17 protein-coding genes and 1 pseudogene are annotated in these 18,963 nt (G+C 69.9%); 6 read left to right on the top strand and 12 right to left on the bottom strand.

The features are described from left to right. Positions 1-58 precede the first annotated feature (58 nt). Positions 59-2,158 (bottom strand): hypothetical protein, encoded by a 2,100-nt coding sequence (locus OV427_RS01155; protein ID WP_267854261.1) that lies wholly within the window; start codon positions 2,156-2,158, stop codon positions 59-61. A 9-nt stretch (positions 2,159-2,167) separates the two neighbouring features. Next, on the bottom strand, positions 2,168-2,758 hold the full coding sequence (locus tag OV427_RS01150) for a peptidoglycan-binding domain-containing protein (RefSeq protein WP_267854260.1): 591 nt from the start codon (positions 2,756-2,758) through the stop codon (positions 2,168-2,170). A gap of 656 nt (positions 2,759-3,414) precedes the next feature. Here OV427_RS01150 and OV427_RS01145 point away from each other — a divergent pair. Beyond that, complete coding sequence (locus OV427_RS01145) at positions 3,415-4,293, top strand: alpha/beta hydrolase family protein (RefSeq protein ID WP_267854259.1); 879 nt, start codon at positions 3,415-3,417, stop codon at positions 4,291-4,293. A 24-nt stretch (positions 4,294-4,317) separates the two neighbouring features. On the opposite strand, the gene OV427_RS01140 is transcribed toward OV427_RS01145, so the two are convergent. Genes OV427_RS01140 through ccmA form a run of 8 tightly spaced genes read right to left on the bottom strand, consistent with a single transcriptional unit; the run spans position 4,318 to position 10,941 of the window. Further along, positions 4,318-5,583 (bottom strand): zinc ribbon domain-containing protein, encoded by a 1,266-nt coding sequence (locus OV427_RS01140; RefSeq protein WP_267854258.1) that lies wholly within the window; start codon positions 5,581-5,583, stop codon positions 4,318-4,320. 26 nt (positions 5,584-5,609) lie between these two features. Then, on the bottom strand, positions 5,610-6,164 hold the full coding sequence (locus OV427_RS01135) for a TlpA family protein disulfide reductase (protein WP_267854257.1): 555 nt from the start codon (positions 6,162-6,164) through the stop codon (positions 5,610-5,612). Beyond that, a complete protein-coding gene (locus OV427_RS01130) occupies positions 6,165-8,189 on the bottom strand; it encodes a heme lyase CcmF/NrfE family subunit (RefSeq protein WP_267854256.1) in 2,025 nt (674 codons plus the stop codon). It abuts the gene before it with no gap. After that, positions 8,186-8,668: a cytochrome c maturation protein CcmE gene (locus OV427_RS01125; RefSeq protein ID WP_267854255.1), complete on the bottom strand. Its 483-nt coding sequence runs from the start codon at positions 8,666-8,668 to the stop codon at positions 8,186-8,188. Before OV427_RS01125 ends, OV427_RS01130 begins: the two co-directional genes overlap by 4 nt. Positions 8,669-8,672: 4 nt before the next feature. Next, positions 8,673-8,858 (bottom strand): hypothetical protein, encoded by a 186-nt coding sequence (locus tag OV427_RS01120; RefSeq protein ID WP_267854254.1) that lies wholly within the window; start codon positions 8,856-8,858, stop codon positions 8,673-8,675. A gap of 2 nt (positions 8,859-8,860) precedes the next feature. Further along, positions 8,861-9,580, bottom strand: a complete 720-nt coding sequence (gene ccsA / locus OV427_RS01115) for a cytochrome c biogenesis protein CcsA (protein ID WP_267854253.1) — start codon at positions 9,578-9,580, stop codon at positions 8,861-8,863. A gap of 3 nt (positions 9,581-9,583) precedes the next feature. Then, a complete protein-coding gene (locus tag OV427_RS01110; RefSeq protein WP_267854252.1) occupies positions 9,584-10,288 on the bottom strand; it encodes a heme exporter protein CcmB in 705 nt (234 codons plus the stop codon). Further along, the gene (ccmA, locus tag OV427_RS01105) at positions 10,285-10,941 is read right to left on the bottom strand and encodes a heme ABC exporter ATP-binding protein CcmA (protein WP_267854251.1); all 657 of its coding nucleotides are present in this window, start codon (positions 10,939-10,941) and stop codon (positions 10,285-10,287) included. The genes OV427_RS01110 and ccmA overlap by 4 nt, the downstream gene beginning before the upstream one ends. Before the next feature lie 409 nt (positions 10,942-11,350). Here ccmA and exoL point away from each other — a divergent pair, with 409 nt between their 5' ends. From exoL to exoP, 5 genes and pseudogenes are all read left to right on the top strand, one after another. Beyond that, positions 11,351-12,475 carry a spore coat polysaccharide deacetylase ExoL gene (gene exoL, locus OV427_RS01100; protein WP_267863337.1) on the top strand — a complete coding sequence of 375 codons (1,125 nt, stop codon included), beginning with the start codon at positions 11,351-11,353 and terminating at the stop codon, positions 12,473-12,475. Continuing rightward, a pseudogene (gene exoM / locus OV427_RS01095) lies at positions 12,472-14,006 on the top strand (spore coat polysaccharide flippase ExoM). Before exoL ends, exoM begins: the two are co-directional and overlap by 4 nt. A gap of 79 nt (positions 14,007-14,085) precedes the next feature. Beyond that, complete coding sequence (locus OV427_RS01090) at positions 14,086-14,604, top strand: serine O-acetyltransferase (protein ID WP_267854250.1); 519 nt, start codon at positions 14,086-14,088, stop codon at positions 14,602-14,604. A gap of 12 nt (positions 14,605-14,616) precedes the next feature. Continuing rightward, entirely contained in the window at positions 14,617-15,699 is a 1,083-nt protein-coding gene (locus tag OV427_RS01085) for a glycosyltransferase family 4 protein (RefSeq protein ID WP_267854249.1), read from the top strand. Next, the gene (gene exoP / locus OV427_RS01080; RefSeq protein WP_267854248.1) at positions 15,686-16,888 is read left to right on the top strand and encodes a spore coat polysaccharide biosynthesis glycosyltransferase ExoP; all 1,203 of its coding nucleotides are present in this window, start codon (positions 15,686-15,688) and stop codon (positions 16,886-16,888) included. Before OV427_RS01085 ends, exoP begins: the two co-directional genes overlap by 14 nt. Here the strand turns inward: exoP and OV427_RS01075 are convergent. Next, positions 16,885-18,066, bottom strand: coding sequence for a DUF4350 domain-containing protein (locus OV427_RS01075; RefSeq protein ID WP_267854247.1), 1,182 nt, complete (start codon positions 18,064-18,066; stop codon positions 16,885-16,887). The genes exoP and OV427_RS01075 overlap by 4 nt on opposite strands. Further along, on the bottom strand, positions 18,063-18,950 hold the full coding sequence (locus OV427_RS01070) for a DUF4129 domain-containing protein (protein ID WP_267854246.1): 888 nt from the start codon (positions 18,948-18,950) through the stop codon (positions 18,063-18,065). The genes OV427_RS01075 and OV427_RS01070 overlap by 4 nt, the downstream gene beginning before the upstream one ends. Positions 18,951-18,963 lie beyond the last annotated feature (13 nt).

Raw genomic sequence — 18,963 nt, 5'->3', positions numbered from 1 at the left:
GCGCCGCCCGCAAGAGAGAGGACCAGCAGCAACGCCGGACACGACAGGACGAGCGCGCTCATGGGTGTGCGTTCCGGCTCCCGTCACTGTTCAACTTCATCGCGTTCCAGCCCCGGAGCCGCAGGAGGCAGAGGCCGCACAGCCGCCGCTCCGCGGAGTAGTCGTAGCCCATCAGGCAGTCACTTCCGTTCTGGTCATGCAGGGCCGCACGCGCACTGGAGGGAACCCGATGCACTGGGAAGGGGGCGTGAGGAAGGAAGAGCTGGTGGCCCAGTTCGTGGGCAATGGTCTGCTCCAGGGAGTTGGCGTTGCCGGCATAGTTGTTCGCCGAGCCGCACTGGACGATGGCGCAGCGGTTCCGGTCGCGTGAAGGCAACTCCTTGGAGAACCCGTTGACCGAGAGGCCACCCGGCTGCCGCTCCAGGTTGTAGAGGCCGGAGAACTGGAGGAGCAGGAGCCCCGGCTGCACATCCGGAAGCGTATCGAAAGCCGTGACAATGATTTCCTTCGCCCAGTCCTTGCACTGGAGGTTGTAGTCCATCTCCTTGAGCAGGGAGGACCGGAGGGTCGAGGCGCCGAGCACCGTGGAAAGCGCGGCGTCGTCACAGCGCTTCTGACGCTTCACCTCCTGCAGGAACTCCACGTACGTGCGGAAGGCGAGCGCGTGGTCTCCCGAGGCGTGCTGGTCCACCGCGGGGTCGATGGCCGCGCGAAGCTCCCACGCGCGGTGGGCCTTCACCGCCGCCGCGATGCGCGCGTTGTACTCCGCCGACGGAAGCTCCGTGGCACCGCCGCTCTTGTCCACCAGCCTCAGGAATGCGCGCTCGAACTGCGCCTGCACTGCCGCCAGTGAGAAGCCCGCGATGCCCGCGTGCTTTCGGACCACGCGCGAGATGTGGACCTCGCGCCAGGTCTCGAAAATACCGGTGGTGACGCGCACCGCGGCGGGCAGGGGCGCGGCGTCCTCGATGTCCAGCGCCACGGCCCCGTCCTTGCGCCGCTCGTAGGCGAGCTGCACCGTCACGCGCCACGCGTCCCCCGCGATGCGCGAGGGCTGGAACAGCACGCCTGTCCGCCCCGCATAGGCACCGGACGTCCACGCCTCGGTGAAGGCCGCCCACTTGCGACGGCCGCAGGGCACGACTCGAAAGGGAAATACGCCGTTGCGCGGAGTGTCCCGAGGCGCGTAGCCCTCCTGTTTCGGGAACACGGCGGACGAGGGCTGGCCCCTCTTGCCACCCACGTCCCGATGCGCGTTGTCCCCCATGGGCCGTGAGGCCGAGCACTCGCGATTGAGTGCCTGCGCCAGGAAGCTGCGCGCGTGAGGCGTGTGAGGCGTGAGGTCCTCGGCCATGTCCTCCCAGTCCCAGAGGAAGCGCACCCGCCCCAACGCCTTCGGCGCCTCGACGCGCCGGCCCGCCGAGTCCTTCAGCCACACGCGCGCGAAGATGGGGATGTCCGGTCCATTGCCCCAGGTGGCCCGGTACTGACGGAAGTCGATGTCCTTCTCCATCTCGACCGAGTCCGTCTTGAAGAGGTTGCTGACGAGCCGCACTTCGGCCTTCTCCCCGGGCGCGGGCAGCTTCCCCAGCGCCGCGGCCACCTCGCGGTCTCTCTGCCATGACAGCACGCGCGAGTCCCCCAGCTCCAGGTCCATTCCATCCACCAGCACGTGGAAGTACGTCCAGGCCACCGGGCACTCCGCCCAACCGCCCCCTTGCAGCGTGAGCTTCAGCTTGTAGGGCGAGTGCTCCACGGTGACGACGCCGTCGGGGAAGGCGTCGCACTCCGTCACGCGCCCGTCCCAGCGCAGCCGGTGGTCACCCGCGGTGACCTCCTCGGCCGACAGCTCGCGAGACCACAGGGATGCCTTCTGGTGGCGCGTGAAGAGCTCCAGCTTCCCGGTGCGGGCCAGGCCACCGGTGTTGCTCAACCGGTAGGCGAGCTCCACGGGCTCGACCTCGGGTGCGAAGTGGAAGCCGTCCTCTCCGCCGCCGGGGGCGCGGAAGGGAGAGGGCAGGTGGCAGCGGGACGATGTCCCACCGGGGGTGGAGAGCCGGAAGTCCGCCACGCCGAAGCTGGCGGGCCGCAGCCGGTTCCGGTTGCGCCCTCCCGAGGAAGTGAGGGCGACACAGGCCGTGAGCACGAAGCGGGGCATGGGCGTGCGTCAGGCGTCGTGTTGCCGGATGAGCTCTTGCTGCACGTCCGCGAGCTGCCCCGTCTCGGGCAGGCCGTGCGTGCGCTGGAAGGCGCGCACGGCAGCGCGGGTGCGGGGGCCCGGGCTGCCTCGCTCACCGTCAGCGGGAAAGCCCAGGTTGTGCAGCCGCTCCTGCGCGGCACGCACCGCGTCCGCGTCGAAGCTCACCAATGACTGGAGCTGGAGCGTCCAACGCAGCGTCACCGACTCGGGCGTGGAGGCGGCGGGGGTGTCCGGGAAGTCGGCGTCGAGGACGGGGGGCGGGTAGGGGGGTGGTGCTCCGGGTGGCGCGACGGAGGCTGGCTCGGGCGCGGAGGCCGCGTCGGGCGCGGGGAGCTTCAGCACCAGCTCACCACCGGGCAGGCCCGGCACCTCATGGGAGAGCGAGCCGTCCGCGGCGGTCCTGCCGTGGTGCTCCGTCCTGCCCACCGTGAGCACGTATTCCAGCCCGGCGTAGGGCGCTTCTCTTGGGTCCAGCAAGATGATGTGCAGGCGCTTCTGCTTCAGCGTGAAGGTGCTCGTGCTTCCCGTCCGAATGGGTGCCGTCCTCGGGCCAACCATGCCGCGCTCCCCCGTGCCTGGACTCGCGATGGTGCCTGTACCGTGTTGTTGGCGCGGCCAAGGTACGCCAGGGTCGTGGAACCCCGAGCGTGGAAAGCACGTGAAATTTCGCGGAGTGTTGGTTGGGTTGACGAAACTCAACCTCCCGGGTCGCAGAGGCGACGCTGCTCCGGCCAGCCGTCCAACGGGATTGATCGCTGCCGGACGCGCAGCAGCCCCGGCGAGCGTTCAGTCGCAGGCCGCCGCCGAGTCCATGGCGGCCAGTGGGCGGAGGCCCTGGGGCAGGCCCCCCAGGATGATCAGTCCGCGACACCCTTCGTAGCAGGTGAACGACCGACGGCCCTCAGTGTATCGGCGGACCCACCCCGCGACCCCGGTCCTCAATCACTGTCATGTCTCGATGTTTCGCCTCGCGGAACTCCCGGTGGCAATGTTTCGCATTGCGGAACAAATCCAGAAAAAGCAGCCATCCAGCAATAAGTGGTATGGACAAACTTTCTGGATTGGGGTCTAAGAATGTATCAACAGGCCTCCGCTGGATGTCTGTTGATGCATCCGTCGTCATCCCACGAAGAACCTGAGTGCTGACGGCGCCGCGTTCGCGGCGCTGGTGGCACCCGGCTGTGCAGTGAGTCCCCAATCAACGAGGTGAAGTCATGAAGAACGTAGGCGCGAGCTTCCTTCTTGGCGCATTCCTGGCCCTGGCATGGGCCCCCGTGGCTGGAGCGCAGTCGCTGAGCAGCTTCACGGCGACGTACTCGGGCGGCAGCGGGCTGGTCTGTGGAACGACGTACAACATCCGCGGTCAAGAGCCCGCGGCGACGGGGAAGTACCCCGTGTTCATCTACACGGTGGGCACCACGGAGCAGTATGACCATTCGTCGGCGCTGGCCGCCGTGTCGGAGATGGCGGCCCGGGGCTACGTCGCGGCCACCGTCGAATATGACAACGCCACCTTCGGCTCCTGCTCCACGATTGATAGCCGCGCGAAGTGCACCTACGACGCGAGCCGGTCCACCAGCGCCGTCGGCCGGCTCTGCGCGCGGGCCAAGGCGGACTGCTCCAAGGGCATCGTGGTGGCGGGCTTCAGCCAGGGTTCCGTCATGGCCGTCCTGGCCAAGAACCATGACGCCCGCGTTCGCGCCGCCTACGGCCTGGGCTGCGGCGTCCAGTACTCCATCTACAACCTCAGCTCCTGCGTCGCGGATGGCAACCGCGCGCTGCCAAGCGACCGCCTCCGCATCATCAACGGCGAGCAGGACGTGTTCGTCGGCCCCACCGAGTCCGCGGTGCGCGCCCAGAACACGCAGACGACGGGCCTGTCCTGCCCCCTGGCGACCTCGTGCTTCCGGAGCAACGGCAGCGGCTGGTACATCATCAAGGACTCGCAGGTGGCCGACCTCCAGGCCGACCACTGCTACATGCGCACCGGCAGTTGCGTGGGCCTGACGCTGGACAACACGTGGCGCAGTGGCACCGCCCCGTGGTCGCTGAGCACCAACCTGAACTGGCTGACCCAGTTCACCACGCCGTAGCCGAAGCGTGAGGCAGGCGCGGGGCTACCCCCGCTCCGACTCGTCGTCGTCGGCGATGGGCGACAACGCCGACTCATCGTCGGCGAAGGGCGACACCTCCGATTCGTCGTCGGCGAAGGGCGACACCTCCGACTCGTCGTAGTCGGAGGTGGGTGGCTCCGCGTCCGCTTCCGGGCCCATCCACTCGCGGGCGGCGAGCATGCCCACCGCGCCCAGGCCCACGAGGAAGCCGAAGGGGCCGGGCACGAGGCGGATATTCAAGGCCACCCAGACGAGGCTCAGGCCCACCGCGCCCGCGGGCACGAAGCGCGCCCAGGACGGACGTTCCACCTCCGGGCGCAGCGCCAGCATCGCGAGCACGACGAGCAGCGCCAGCGCCGGCACCACCGAGGCCGGCAAGTCCCAGCCGGAGAGCAGCGTGACGTCACCGCCCCGCGAATAGAGCACGTCATCCGTGGGGCGAATCACGCGGGCGACCCGCAGCTCCGGAGGGCCCTGGGGCACCGGCGCATTCTCCGGCAGCGCCCCCAGCTCCGAGCGCACCGTCGCCCACGAGGCGAACAGCGACAGCAGGCACACCGACACGCCCACCAGCGCCGCCAGCCGGGGCATCACCAGCAGCCGGCGCGGCTCGAAGTACCGGCCCACGACGTCCTCGCTGAAGAGGCCCTGCTTCCACTGGTCGTAGCCGAGGAGCCCCACGCCCGCCACCCACAGCAGTGGCGTGAGCCCGAAGCCCAGCATCCGCACGGCGACGGCCGCCAGCACCACCGTGGAGATCGCCATGGCCTCGGGGCGCAGCAGCACCTCCGGCACCCGCTCGGTGAAGGCCGGCGCCTGGCCGGCCGCGCGCAGCTCGCGCGCCACCAGCAGCGCGCCGGCCACCAGCGCCAGCAGCGAGCCGGGCACGCCCGGCCCGGAGAAGAAGGGGAGGATGGACAGCACCAGCGCCACCGCCAGCACCCCCACGCCCGCCACGGTGGGCGAGTGCGCCGGCACATACTCCAGCCACTTCGGGCCCTCGTACGGCGCGCGGGCCTGTCCGGGGTCCGTCTTCTCCTCCGGGTCCAGCGTGGGCGCGGCACCGACGGCGTACGCCTGCGAGCGCTCCTCCACCTCCTCGAGGATTTCCGCCGCGTACGCCGGCTCCTCCGTCTTGCGGCTGGGGCGCGAGGGGCGCACGGCCGGACGCGCGCCGGTGGCCTGGGGCCGCTCCGGCATCTTCGCGCCGCAGTTCTCGCAGTACTTCAGCCGCGCATCCGAGGCTTCGCCGCACTCCGGGCACCGCATGCGTCCCACCTCGTTGACTCGGGTTGCTAGCGCGCGGCCTCGGCGGGAGCCTCGGGGACCTTCCCCGTCAGCTCCCGGATGCGCAGGGCCAGCGTCTGCGGGTCGATGGGGCCCACGTGCTTGCCCCGGATGACGCCGCTCGGGTCGATGAAGTACGTCTCCGGCACGCCCGCCACGCCGTAGTCCACCGCCATGCGCGAGCGCGGGTCCGTGAGCTGCGGGAAGCTGGCCCCGTGCCGCGTGAGGAACTGGCGCGCGTTGTCCTCGGTGTCCTCGAAGACGACGCCCAGGAACACCGCCTGCGAGCCGAACTCGCGCGCGCCCCACTCCAGCACCGGGTGCTCCATCTGGCACGGCCCGCACCAGGACGCCCAGAAGTTGATGACCACCGGGCGACCCTTCAGGTCCGACAGGCTCACCCGCTCGCCGCTGTCCAGCGCGCGCAGCGAGAAGCCCGGGGCGGGCTTGCCCTTCAGCATGAAGGGCACCTCGTGAGGATCTCTACCGAAGCCCTTGTAGAGCACGGCCAGCAGGCCCGCGCACAGCACGGCGAAGCCCAGGGTGTAGCGCCAGCGTCCCATTTAAGCCGCCCCCCGTTCCGCGTCACCCCCGGCCAGCGGAGGCGCCGCGCCCACGTCCGAAGCGGTCGCCATCGCCACCGCCGCCTTGCGGCGCGGCCAGATGGAGATGAGCGTGCCCAGCACCAGCAGGGGGATGCTCCACCAGATCCACCCCACCAGCGGGAAGACCCAGACGTTGAAGCTCGCCGTGCCGGCCTGCTCGGAGAAGGCCATCATGGAGATGTAGAGGTCCTCGGCCGCCGTCTCGCGCACCGCCGGGGTGCCGATGGGGTCCGTGCTCCGCTCGTAGTAGTTGAGGCGCGGGCGCTGCTCGGACCAGGTGCCGTTGGGCGCCGTCACCTCCAGGCGCGCCGCCACGTAGGTGCGGTGCGGCTCCTCGCCGCTGACCAGCCCCTGGTACTTCATCTGGTAGCCGTCCAGCTCCAGGCTCTCGCCCTTCCGCACCGTGCCGGACGTGTGCTTCACGTACGCGGACGACGCGGCCACGGCGACGATGATGAGGACGATGCCCAGGTGCACCACGTAGCCGCCGAAGCGGCGCTGCGCCTTGGTGGCGCTCGTCATCAGCGCGGTGACGAAGCCTTCCTTGCGCTCGGACATGCGCACGCGCACCGGCGCCACCAGTTCGCGCAGGGTGACCACGGTGACGAAGCCCGCCAGGCCGAAGGTCAGGAGCGGGTAGGTGCCGCGCAGCCCCGAGGCGTAGCAGGCCGCCGTCACCAGCAGGCCCACCACCGCGGGGATGATGAACTGCCGGCGCAGCGTGGCCTTGTCCGGCGTGCCCCACGGAAGCACCGGGCCCACGCCCATCAGGAAGAGCACCGCGATGCCGCCCGGCACCGCCATCTTGTTGAAGTAGGGCTCACCCACGGAGACGCGGATGCCGCGCACCGCTTCCGACACCAGCGGGTACAGCGTGCCCAGGAGCACCGTGAAGGTAATCGCCACGAACACCAGGTTGTTCACCAGGATGCTCGTCTCGCGGGACATGGCGGAGCTCAGCCGCCCCTCCGGAACCAGCAGGTGGCCGCGCGACGCCAGGAGGCCGATGCACACCACCAGCAGGATGCCGAGGAACACCAGGAAGGTGGGCCCGATGTCCGACTGGGTGAAGGAGTGCACCGAGTTGAAGATGCCCGAGCGGGTCATGAACGTGCCCAGAATCGTGAGCACGAAGGACGCGAGCGCGAGGCTGAGCGTCCACAGCTTCAGCATCCGCTTGCGCTCCTGCACCATGGTGGAGTGCATGAACGCCGTCGCCGTCAGCCACGGCAGGAAGGACGCGTTCTCCACCGGGTCCCACGCCCAGTAGCCGCCCCAGCCGAGGACGGCATACGCCCACCAGGCGCCGAGGATGATGCCGACGGAGAGGAAGACCCACGCCACCAGCGTCCAGCGACGCAGGGGCGCCATCCACGCCTCGCCAATCTCGCCGCGCAAGAGGCCCGCCACCGCGACGCCGAAGGGCACCGTCATGCCCACGTAGCCCATGTAGAGCATGGGCGGGTGGATGACCATGAGGATGTGGTTCTGCAGCAGCGGGTTGGGGCCGGGGCCGTCCGCGGGCACCGGGAAGACGGCGCCCCACGGGTTGGCCGGGCCGGCGATGAGGAAGGCGAAGAAGACGCCCACCGCCAGCATGGTGCCCAGCGCCAGTTGCATGTACCGCGCGTGCTCGCGCCGGTGGATGAAGGCGAAGGCGGCGATGTAGCTGCCCATGATGAGGCCCCAGAAGAGGATGGACCCCTCCAGGGCGCTCCACAGCGACACCACCTTGTAGAGCAGCGGCGTGTCGAGGCTGCCCACCTGCGTCACGTACTTCACGCTGAAGTCGTTGGTGACCAGCGCGTGCACCATGGTCAGGTTCGCGCCCACCATGCAGGCGGCGAAGCCCCACACCGCGCGCATCACCCACGGGAAGCCCGCCTCGCTGCGGCGCAGCCCGCTGGCCAGACCGACGATGGCGCCGAAGGCCGCGAAGGCGAGCCCCGCGAGCACCAGGCCGTTTCCAAGGGTCCCGTTCACTTCGCCCCCGTGCTGGCCGTGGTGGCGTCGGAGAGCGTCTCACGCCACTTGTTCGGGTCCTCGCCCTCTTTCGGGGCGCGGTACTCGTTGGAGTGGTTCACCATCAGCCGGTTGGAGCTGAAGACGCCGGACTTGTCGTAGGTGCCCTCCACCACGACGCCAATCTTGTCGCGGAACATCTGCGGGGGCGTCTCGGTGGAGCGCACCAGCACGCTGGCCGCGCCCTCCTTGGGGCCGTCCGCCACGCGGAAGTGGAGCGTGGTGTGCTCCGCGTTCCACTGGATGCTGCCCGGCTGCACCACGCCGCCCAGGCGGATGGTGGCGGTGTAGGCGCGGTCCCCCTGGGACAGCATCTCCGAGGGGCTCCAGTAATAGACGAGGTTGTTGCCGATATCGCCAAAGGCGACGAAGGCGAGGCCGGCGCCTGCCACGAGCAGGGCCCCCAGGGCGATGAGTCGGTTTCGGGCGACGGGCGACATGGGCTTACTCCTTGGCGTCGGGCGAAGCCCCGGGCCGGCGAACCCAGAGCGACACAGCGTAGAGGGCCAGCAGGGCCAGCGTAATTCCGTAGCAGGCCCAGACATAGCCCCACCCACCCTGGATGCGGCCGCTGCCCACCTGTCCCGGGGCCACCTGGGCCAGGACCATCAGCGAAGAGAGCGTCATCATGTTCAGGCCACCTTCGAGGGGTTGTGGGCCACCGGCGAGGACAGGTCGCCGGGCAGCGCCTCGGGGAGGGCCACCTCGGCCCGGCGCTCGGCCATGGCCTGCCGGTAGCGCACCACCAGGAAGAAGAGGGTGAGTGCCAGCATGCCGAAGGCCGACACGCGCAGGGGCAGCACCATCTGCGGGTCCACCGTCTTCGGGCTGGACTGCACCTGGTGCAGGCTGCGCCACCAGCGCACGGAGAACCAGACGATGGGCAGGTTGATGGCGCCGATGATGGCCACCACCGCGCTCCACGTGGCGCGCTTGTCCGGGTCCTCCACGAAGCGCCGCAGCACGAGGTAGCCCGCGTACGTCACCAGCATGATGGCTTCGGACGTGAGGCGCGGGTCCCAGGACCAGTACACCCCCCACGTGGGCCGGCCCCAGATGGCGCCGGTAATCATCCCCGCGGTGCCCAGCAGCACGCCAATCTCCGCCGCCGCCTCCGCCGTGGAGTCCAGCGCCCAGCTCGCCTTGCTCTTGAGCAGGTACGACACCGCCGCCACGAAGTTGATGAACATGGTCAGCATGGCCATCCACTGGAGCGGCACGTGGACGTACATGATGCGCTGGACGTCGCCCATCTCCCGGTCCGGAGGCGCCCAGGCCAGCCCCAGCCACCAGCCCGCACCCAGCAGGCCCAGGGCCAGCACCGGCAGGCCCCACTTGACGAACTTGTTCATCGCTCAGTCCTCGATGATCCGCGGGAACAGCAGGAAGCCTACGCCCCAGTAAATCAGATTGAATCCACTCAAAAGCCCCAGCCATGAGCCTAGCTGATTCATGGGGTCACCCTGCAGGACGAGGGTCGTCGCCTTGGCTGCGGAGAGGAGGGCCGGAATGACGAGCGGGAACAATAGCAGAGGCAGCAACACGTCCCGTGCACGGGCGTTGCTGGAAATCGCCGCGTAGACAGTGCCCGGCGCGCTGAGGGCCAGACAGCCGAGCAGCAGGATGAGGCCCAGGTCCGCCACGCTGGTGGCGACGCCGACGCCGTACAGGGCCACCATGACGGGGAAGATGAGGGCGCCCAGGGCCGTGAGCAGCAGCGTGTTGCCCAGGGCCTTGGAGAGGAAGATGGCGCGCGCGTCGGCGGGAGCGAGCCTCACGCCATCCAGGCATGCGTTCTCCGACTCCACGCGGAAGGACTCGCCCAGGGACAGCACGCTGGCGAAGAGGATGGCCAGCCAGTAGTAGCCGCCCGCGTTCTTCTCCAGCAGCTTCGTGTCCGGCCCGAGCGCGAAGGAGAACATCAGCAGCGTGGCCAGCGCGAAGAAGATGATGGCGTTGAGGCGCGCGCGGGTGCGCCACTCGATGAGCAGGTCCTTGCGCAAGAGCGCCAGGGTGGCGGGGATGAGGCCGACGGGGCGCGGGCGGGGCGGGGTGCTCATGCGGCCACCGCCCGCCCGTCCTGCAGGTGGAGGCGCTCCTCGCACAGGGACATGCCCTGCTCGACCAGGTGGGTGGCGAGGATGACGGTGACGCCCCCGGCCTTCAGCTCCGCGATGATGCCCTCCATGTCGCGGATGCCCTGCGGGTCCAGCTCACCGAAGGGCTCGTCCAGCAGGGCGATGGAGGGGGTCTTCAGGAGCAGCCGGGCAATGGCGAGCCGCTTGCGCATGCCGGCGCTGAAGCCGCGCACCGGGCTGTCCGAGCGGCGGGTGAGGCCCACGCGGGTGAGCAGCGCGCTGGCGGCGTCCTCCGGAGAGGGGATGCCGAGCAGCCGCGCGAGGAAGGTGAGGTTCTGCAGCGCGGTGAGGTCCTCGTAGAGGAAGCTGGCGTGGGACAGGAGCGCCACGTCGCGGCGCACGGCCTCCCGGTCCACCACCGCGTCGCGGCCCAGGACTTCCACGCGGCCCGCGGTGGGGCTGAGCGCGGTGGCCAGGAGGCGCAGCAGGGTGGTCTTCCCGGAGCCGTTGTGTCCGGTGAGCAACAGAGAGCGGCCGGCGGGGAGCGCGTAGGTGAGACGCGCCAGGGCCCAGCGGCGCCCATAGCGCTTGCTGACGTCGTGCAGCGCGAGCGCGGGGGCGGAAGGGGAAGGCATCGGCGTCGCCGTTCGTATCCGGAAATGGAAATGTCCTCCAGTGAAACCCGGAGGGACGGCCGGTCAGTGGAGGAGCGGGCCACCCGATCAGGAAAGCTTTTCCCCTGCATGTGGTCTGAGGTGCCCGTGCGCTCCGTCCGGTTTCCACCGGAGGGCGTGTCCACCGCCCGGCAGCTCCCCTGCGCTTCCGGGCTTCCCCTCTGCGGGGGCCGAACGGGTGCCTAGTTTCGCATGGCACTCCCCCTGCACTGGCGCGGCCCCGGGTTCTCTTCCCGGGTGAGGGAGGAGGCGGGTGGGCGGGCGGTTTCATCTCCGCGCGGAGGGCGTGATGGCGACGGGCAAGGTGGTACGCAGGGCAGTCAAGGCGGCGGCGGCGGGAGTGATGCACTACAGCGGATTGCGCAAGGCGATGGCGGCATACCGCCGCGTCCAGTCCGGCGGGCGGCGCATCCTCATCGTCAGCTACCACCGCGTGGTGAGCGACTTCACGGGGGAATTGCAGCGCTCCATCCCCGGGCTCCTCATCTCCCAGGAGACGTTCCGCAAGCACCTGGAGGAGGCGAACGCGGCGGGCTACGAGCTGACCTCCATCGGTGACGCGGTGGACGTCATGGCCGGACGGCGCACCGCGAGGAAGGACCTGTGCGTCGTCACCTTCGATGACGGCTACCGCGACGTGTACCGGTACGCGTACCCCGTCCTGAAGCAGATGGGCGTGCCGGCCATCACCTACCTTCCGACGGCGTTCATCGGCACGGACAAGCGCTTCAACCACGACCGGCTCTTCCACCTGCTCCACCGCGTCCAGCAGCGCCGCTTCCGGCCGCTGTACGACGCGCTGCCCGGGCCGTCGCTGGAGCTGCTCGGGCCCATCCTCTCCGGGCAGAAGACGGTGTCCGCGGCGCTGGACGACTTCATCGGCGAGTACCCCACGCGCGTGCTCACGGACATCATCGACGCGCTGGAGCAGCAGCTCGGCGGCGGCAAGGACCTGGTGCCGGAGCAGGGCGACGTCATGGGCTGGGACGAGGTGCGCCGCATGGCGCGCGACGGCTTCGAGTTCGGCGCGCACACGCTCGGCCACACCGTGCTCACGCTGGAGCCGCAGGCGGTGGTGGAGCGCGAGATTCTGGAGTCCAAGCGCACGATTGAGCGCGAGGTGGGCATCACCGTGCGCGACTTCGCGTACTGCAACGGCTGGTACTCGGACGAGGTCATCCGCGTGCTGTCGTCCAACGGCTTCCGCTCGGGCGTGACGACGGAGGACTTCCCCAACCGCATCGGTGGGGACCCGTTCACCCTCAAGCGCAAGGTGCTCTGGGAGAACTTCAGCCTGGGCATGACGGGGGACTACTCGCCGTCGCTCACCGCGTGCCAGTTCGACGACTGCTTCGGGGTGCTCGGCATGAGCCACCCGGTGCCGGGCAAGCGTCCGCACCACCTCGGCAACTCGTTGTCCGGGGTGAGCCCGGCGGTTGCGGCCAACATCATCATCCCGGAGGCGGCGACGTCGCCGGTGAAGGAGGCTCCGTGAGCGGCAGTCCCAAGCCGGCGGCGTCCGGGGGCTCGTTCCTCGGCCGCGCCGGCCCCCTCGTGTTGGCCCGGCTGTTCACCGCCGGGCTGACGCTGTCCATTCCGCTCGTGCTCGCCCGGGTGCTGCACCTGGACGAGTACGGCACGTACTACCAGCTGTTCCTCATCGCCACGACGCTCTACTACGTGCTGCCGTTCGGCGTGGTGCAGAGCCTGTACTACTTCCTGCCGCGCGCGGAGGCGAAGCGGCCCTACCTGGGGCAGACGCTGCTGTTCATGTCCGCGGCGGGCCTGGTGGGCGCGCTGGGCGTGTACGCGAGCCTGGGGTACGTGGCGGGCTGGTTCTCCAACCCGGCGCTGGCGCAGTACCGGCTGCCGCTGGCCGCGTATACCGCCTTCCTGCTGGGCAGCTTCCCGCTGGAGGTGTCCCTCACCGCGCAGGGGCGCACCAAGGCGTCCGCGGGCGTCTACCTGGTGTCCGACGCGGTGCGCGCGGCCGTCATGGTGGTGCCGCCGCTATTGGGTGCGTCCCTCTATTGGATGATGGTCGTCGTCGCCGCCTTCGCGGGCCTGCGCTACGTGGCGACGTGGATGGTGTCGCTGCGCGGTGTCACCGGGCCGCTGGTGGACCGGACGTTGTTCCGCGAGCAGCTCGCGTACGCGGCACCCTTCGGCGCGGCGATGCTGCTGGCGATTCCCCAGCAGAACGCGCACCTGTACATGGTGGCGGGCGCGGTGGCGCCGGCGATGTACGCGCTCTACCGGGTGGGCTGCTTCCAGTTGCCCGTGGTGGACCTGCTCTACACGCCCACCAGCGAGGTGCTGATGGTGCGACTGGGCGAGCTGGAGCGGGAAGGGCGCCTGGAAGAGGGCGTGAATGCGTTCCGCGAGGCGGCGGGGAAGCTGGCCTATGTCTTCCTGCCCTTCGCCGCGTTCCTCTTCGCGGCGGCGCCCGAGTTCGTCGGGGCGATGTTCGGCGAGAGTTCCTGCCCGCGGTGCCCGTGTTCCGGGTGAGCGTGCTGGGCGTGGTGCTGTCGATTCTGCCCATGGATGGCACGCTGCGCGCCCGGGGTCAGACGCGCGCAATCTTTGCCTCGTACGCGGTGAAGGCGGCGGTGACGGTGCCCATGGTGTGGCTGGGCGTGAAGCACCTGGGCCTCATGGGTGGCATCGGCTCGTGGGCCGTGGCGGAGGTGGTGGGCAAGGCGATGCTGCTGGCGCGGGTGCCGGCCGCACTGTCGACACCGCAACTCAAGCTGCGGGTGGTGGACGTCATCCCCTGGCGGGAGCTGGGCAAGGCCGCGCTGTCCGCGGCGGCCGCGGCGCTGGGTGTCTTCGTCCTCAGGGCCGCGGCGGAAGGGGCCTTCAGCCACCTGCCGGAGGGCTTCGTGTGGCGCGTGCTGCCGCTGGCGTCGGCCGGGGTGCTCTTCGTCATGGGCTACCTGGGCGTGCTGTACGCGGCGGGCGTGCGGCCCTTGAGCCTGCTGGCGGGGCTTCGGCCGCGCCGGGCGGGACTGAGCGTCGGGAAATAGACGCGTGGGGAGCACTTCCCTCCCCACGGTTGGGTACCTAGTTTCCTCGCCGTCGGGCAATCGGGGTCAGGGAGGCGTGATGGGTGTCGACGCGATGACGTTGTACCGGCTCGCGCGCGGACTGAAGAGGCGGGGCGTGCCCCTGCTTCCGGCCGTGCTTCGCAAGGCCATCTACTATTTGCACAGCTCGTACATCCCCGAGGATGCGGAGATCGGGGAAGGGACGCAGCTCGGCTACGGCGGTATCGGCGTGGTCATCCACAAGGCGGCGAAGGTGGGGAAGAACTGCCTCATCTCGCAGCAGGTGACCATCGGCGGGCGCTCGGGCCTCGAGGGTGCGCCGGTCATCGGTGACTACGTGCGCATCGGCGCCGGGGCGAAGATTCTCGGCAACATCCGCATTGGCGACTTCGCGGTGATTGGCGCCAACGCGGTGGTGCTGAAGGACGTGGCCTCGGGCACGGTGGTGGCGGGTGTTCCGGCGAAGGTGATTCGCCAGGACCCGGACCCACTCACCACGTACCAGCGGGAAATGGGGCTCCTGCCCCAGCGCACGCCGCTGTCCGCGGTGCCGCCACCCGCCTCCATGCGGCAGTAGGAGAGGACTCGCATGAAGGTGCTCCTGGTCGGCGACTACCCGCCTCCGTACGGCGGTGTAGCCATCCACGTACAACAGCTACACGGTTACCTGCGCGGCTGCGGGGTCGAAGCGAAGGTGCTGGACATCGGGAAGGGCGGCCGGCCGGCTCCGGACGTCATCCCGACGCGCAGTCCTGCTTCTTTCGCTCTGCGGCTGGCGGGGTTCATCTCCTCGGGGTGGACGGTGCACGTCCACACCAGCGGCAACAACCCGAAGTCCTGGGTTCTGGCGGGTATGGTAGGCGGGCTGCCCGGGTTCCGGTCGGCCCGTATCATCACCCTCCACTCGGGGCTGCTGCCGGACTACCTGGCGGCGTCCGGGGCCCGGCGCAACTTCGCTCGCGTGGCGCTGGCCGGCTACGCGCGCGTGGTGGCGGTGTCCAACGCGGTGAAGGACGCCATCGTCGCGTGCGGCGTGCCGGAGGAGAAGGTCGTCGTCCATCCGGCCTTCCTGTCCTCGCAGGTGAGGCCGGGCACTGTGCCCGCGGTGGTGGAGGCGGCGCGGGCCCGGCGCAAGCCGCTGCTGGCCATGGCGCACCACCCTTCGCCCGTGTACGGGCGGAAACTGGCGTTCCGCGCGCTGAAGCTCCTCGCGAAGGAGCGCCCGGACGTGGGTCTGGCCCTCTTCGGGCCGGGGACGGATTCGGAGGAGTTCATCCGCGACGCGCGTGAATCGGGCGTGGCGGGAAACCTCGAGGTGCTGGGGGAACTGGAGCACTCGGCGGCGCTCGGACTGATGGCCCGCAGTGATGCCTTCCTCCGGCCCACCACGCACGACGGGGACTCCATCTCCGTGCGTGAGGCGCTGGCCCTGGGCGTGCCCTGCGTGGCCAGCGACGTGTGCGTCCGTCCCGAGGGGACCCGGGTGTTCGCCACGGAGGATGCGCAGGACCTGGCCCGCGCGGTGCGCGAGGCCGTGACGGCGGGGCCGGCGATACAGCCGACGATGGACGTGGGGCCCGAGTTGCTCGCGCTCTACACCGGGACAATTCCTTTCAAGAAGTCAGACGACGAAGCCTTCGATACAGGAGAGACGAGACATGCGGCGCAGTGATGACATGGACCTGTCGCGGCGGGCGCTGCGCGGGCGCGACCTGGTGGTGTTCTCCAATGACTGGGATGGGGACCCGCTGTCCAAGGTCCACATCATGAAGATTCTCTCCCGGGAGAACCGCATCCTCTGGGTGAACAGCATCGGCAACCGCGCGCCGCGCGCCAACGCGCACGATGCGAAGCGCATCCTCGGCAAGCTGGAGAAGTTCACCCAGGGCATCAAGGAGGTGCAGCCCAACCTCTTCGTGCTGTCGCCGCTGGCGATTCCCTTCTACGGCTCGGAGCTGGTGCGCAATGCCAACCGGCACCTCTTGCGGCTCCAGGTGCTGCGGGCGATGAAGCAGCTGAACTTCAAGAAGCCCATCTCCTGGAGCTTCCTGCCGGCGTCCGCGCCGGTGTCCGGCACGCTGGGGGAGGAGTTCGTCGTCTACCACTGCGTGGACGAGTTCGCCGCCTTCGCGGACACCAACGGCAAGCACATCGCGGAGCTGGAAGATCGCCTGCTGCGCCGCGCCGACATCTGCATCACCTCCGCGGAGCGGCTGCGGGAGAACAAGTCGAAGATCAACCCGCGCACGGTGCTGGTGCGGCACGGCACGGACTTCACGCACTTCGTGAAGGCGTGTGACCCCGCCACGCAGATTCCGGCGGACATCGCCAGCCTGCCCAAGCCCGTCATCGGCTTCTTCGGCCTGGTGGCGGACTGGGTGGACCAGGAAGCCATCATCGCCACCGCCCGCGCCCATCCGGAGGGCTCGGTGGTCATCATCGGCAAGACGACGCCGGACTGCGATGACTCGAAGCTGCGCGCCGAGCCCAACATCCACATGCTGGGCCGCAAGCCGTACGCGGACCTGCCGGGCTACAGCAAGGCCTTCGACGTGGCGCTGATGCCCTTCAAGGTCAGCGAGCTGACGCTGAATGCCAATCCGCTGAAGGTGCGCGAGTACCTGGCCTCGGGCCTGCCGGTGGTGTCCACGGACCTGCCCGAGGTCCGCAAGGTGGGCCTGTGCAAGATTGCCTCGAACACCGAGGACTTCGTGGCCAAGGTCGACGAGTGCCTTTCGGAAGGCCCCGGCCCGAACCGTGAGCGCGCGGACAAGATATTCAACGAGAGCTGGGACGCCCGCGTCGAGGAGATCCGCCACCACGTGGGCGCCGCCCTCGTGGCCGACGGGAAGGACCTCTAGGCCGCGTCCTTGCGAGCCTCTGACTCACGGCCCGTCACCACGCGCTCCAGGTGCGCGTAGTGGCGGGCCACGCGCGTGTAGTCGGACGCACGGATGTCCGCCTGCGCGAGCGTCCGCGTGAGGTCCGCCTTCGCTTCGAGGTAGTCCTTCCCTCCTCGCTCCATGAGGCGGGCCGCGTCCGCGTCGGACAGCGCGAGGGGGATTCCCAGCCGCTCCTGCATGAGCTGCCGCAGGGTGCGGTCCAGCTCGGGAAGCAGCTCGCGCTCCACCTTCGCGCGGCGCATCAGCCAGCCCATGCTGCGCACGTACTCCAGCGCCGAGCGGTGTCGCTCCTGGCGCAGGGGCCGGGCCGCGCCGAAGCGCGTGCCCCGGGACACGGCGTAGAGCAGACCCACCAGCAGCACCTGCCCGACGAACACCCAGATGCCGCGTGACAGCGGCGGCGGTGGCGCGAGCTGGTGGTGGTACTCGTCGAACAGCAGTGGGCCGCGTGCCGCGAGCGCATCCCAGAAGCGCAGGTTGTCCAGCAGCTCCAGTCGCCGGTTCTCCACAAGGTCTGCGCCCGCGAGCACGTACACCTCGCCGGCGCCGAGCGGCCAGCGCCACACGGCCACCGCACCGCCCAGGCCCGCGAGGGGCAGGGCGTCGTCGTGGTGCAGACGCAGGCCCCGGTCCTGGGACACGCGCAGGCCGGAGAGTCCGCGCAGGGGGCCAGCGGCCAGCCAGATATCCACGGTGGTGCCGCCCGCGTCCGCCAGCGTGGAGTCGAGACCGCGACTGCTCGCGGGCATCAGCGGGCCCGAATCCAAGCGGAGCCATTCCTCCAGTGCGGCCTGGTGTTTGCCCAGCTCGCGTGGGGACAGGTAGACGAGCGTGCCTCCGGCCCGGACGAACTGCTCCAGCGCGGAGACCTCTTCCTTCGACACCGGGCGGCCCTGGGGCGACGACAGCACCAGCGTGCGCGTGCCGGAGGGGAGCGACTCCAGCGAGGCCGTGTGCGCGTCCACGGGCCGGCCGCCCTCGCGCAGGTAGAGGTAGAGCGCCCGGGCACCCTGGGCGCCGGTGTTCTCCACCGTGGGCACCACGGACTCCGGCGAGTCCGCGCGAGTGGACAGGCCCACCGCCAGCGCCAGGGCGATGAGCACGCCGAAGATGGATGCGATGCGGAGGTTCTTCATCGTGCCCCCGCCGCCGGCAGCGAGCCGTTGAGATGCTCCACCGCGGCGACGAAGCTCGCCGCTTCATCCGGCGGCACCGGCGCGAGCGAATAGAAGGCCCGGTCGTACCAACCCACCAGCCGCTCCACCTCGCTCACCACCGTCGCGGGCGCGCCGCGCGCGGGCAGCTCCGCCGCCAGCTCGCGATTGGTCTTCACCCGGTCCGGTCGTGCCAGCCGCCGCTGCTCCAGCGCGGACAGCAGGCCCAGCAGTCCCTCGCGAATCGCCTCGCGCGCATCCTCGCCCAGCGCCGCCCGGGCCCGCCGCAGGTGCTCTCCCGGCGAGTCCAGCACCAGCGGCACCTCGGCCAGCGTCGAGGCGAGGGGCGCGGCGGCCTTCCGTCCCCGGCGCGCGGCCAGGCGCAGCGCGCCCCACAGCACCAGCGAGAGTGCCAGTCCCAACATCACCGCGCGCGTGGCGACCGCGAAGCTCTGCGCCTCGTTGGACTCGAAGAGGCCTTCCATCCAGGCCTCCAGCTCGCGCAACAGCCGCTTCACCAGGTCCCCGTGACGCTGGCGGGCCCGGGAGAACTCCGGTCGGTCGAGGATGGCCTTGAGTCGCTCCGGCTCACCCGGCGGCAGCGCGGCCGGTGCTCCACGCTCCGCCTCCTGCAGCGCGCACGCCCGCTCCAGGAAGCCCGTGAGCTGCTTCGCACGCTCGGTCGCGGGCGCGTCCTGCTCCGGCGAGGGCAGCGGCATTCCGCCCATGCTCGTGGACAGCCCGTCCACCACCGCGGGCAGCTCGGAGGGGCGCGTGGCCGCCGTCTCCTCCAGCAGCCGCGCGGTGCGCTCACGCTCCGCGCAGGGCAGGGTGGCCAGCAGCATCAGCAGGGACAGGCTCGTCACGTTGAGCTCGCGA

Source organism: Pyxidicoccus sp. MSG2, assembly GCF_026626705.1.
Taxonomy (GTDB): domain Bacteria; phylum Myxococcota; class Myxococcia; order Myxococcales; family Myxococcaceae; genus Myxococcus.
The sequence above is the reverse complement of the archived record's forward strand: the minus strand, read 5'-3'. Positions and strand labels throughout refer to the sequence as shown.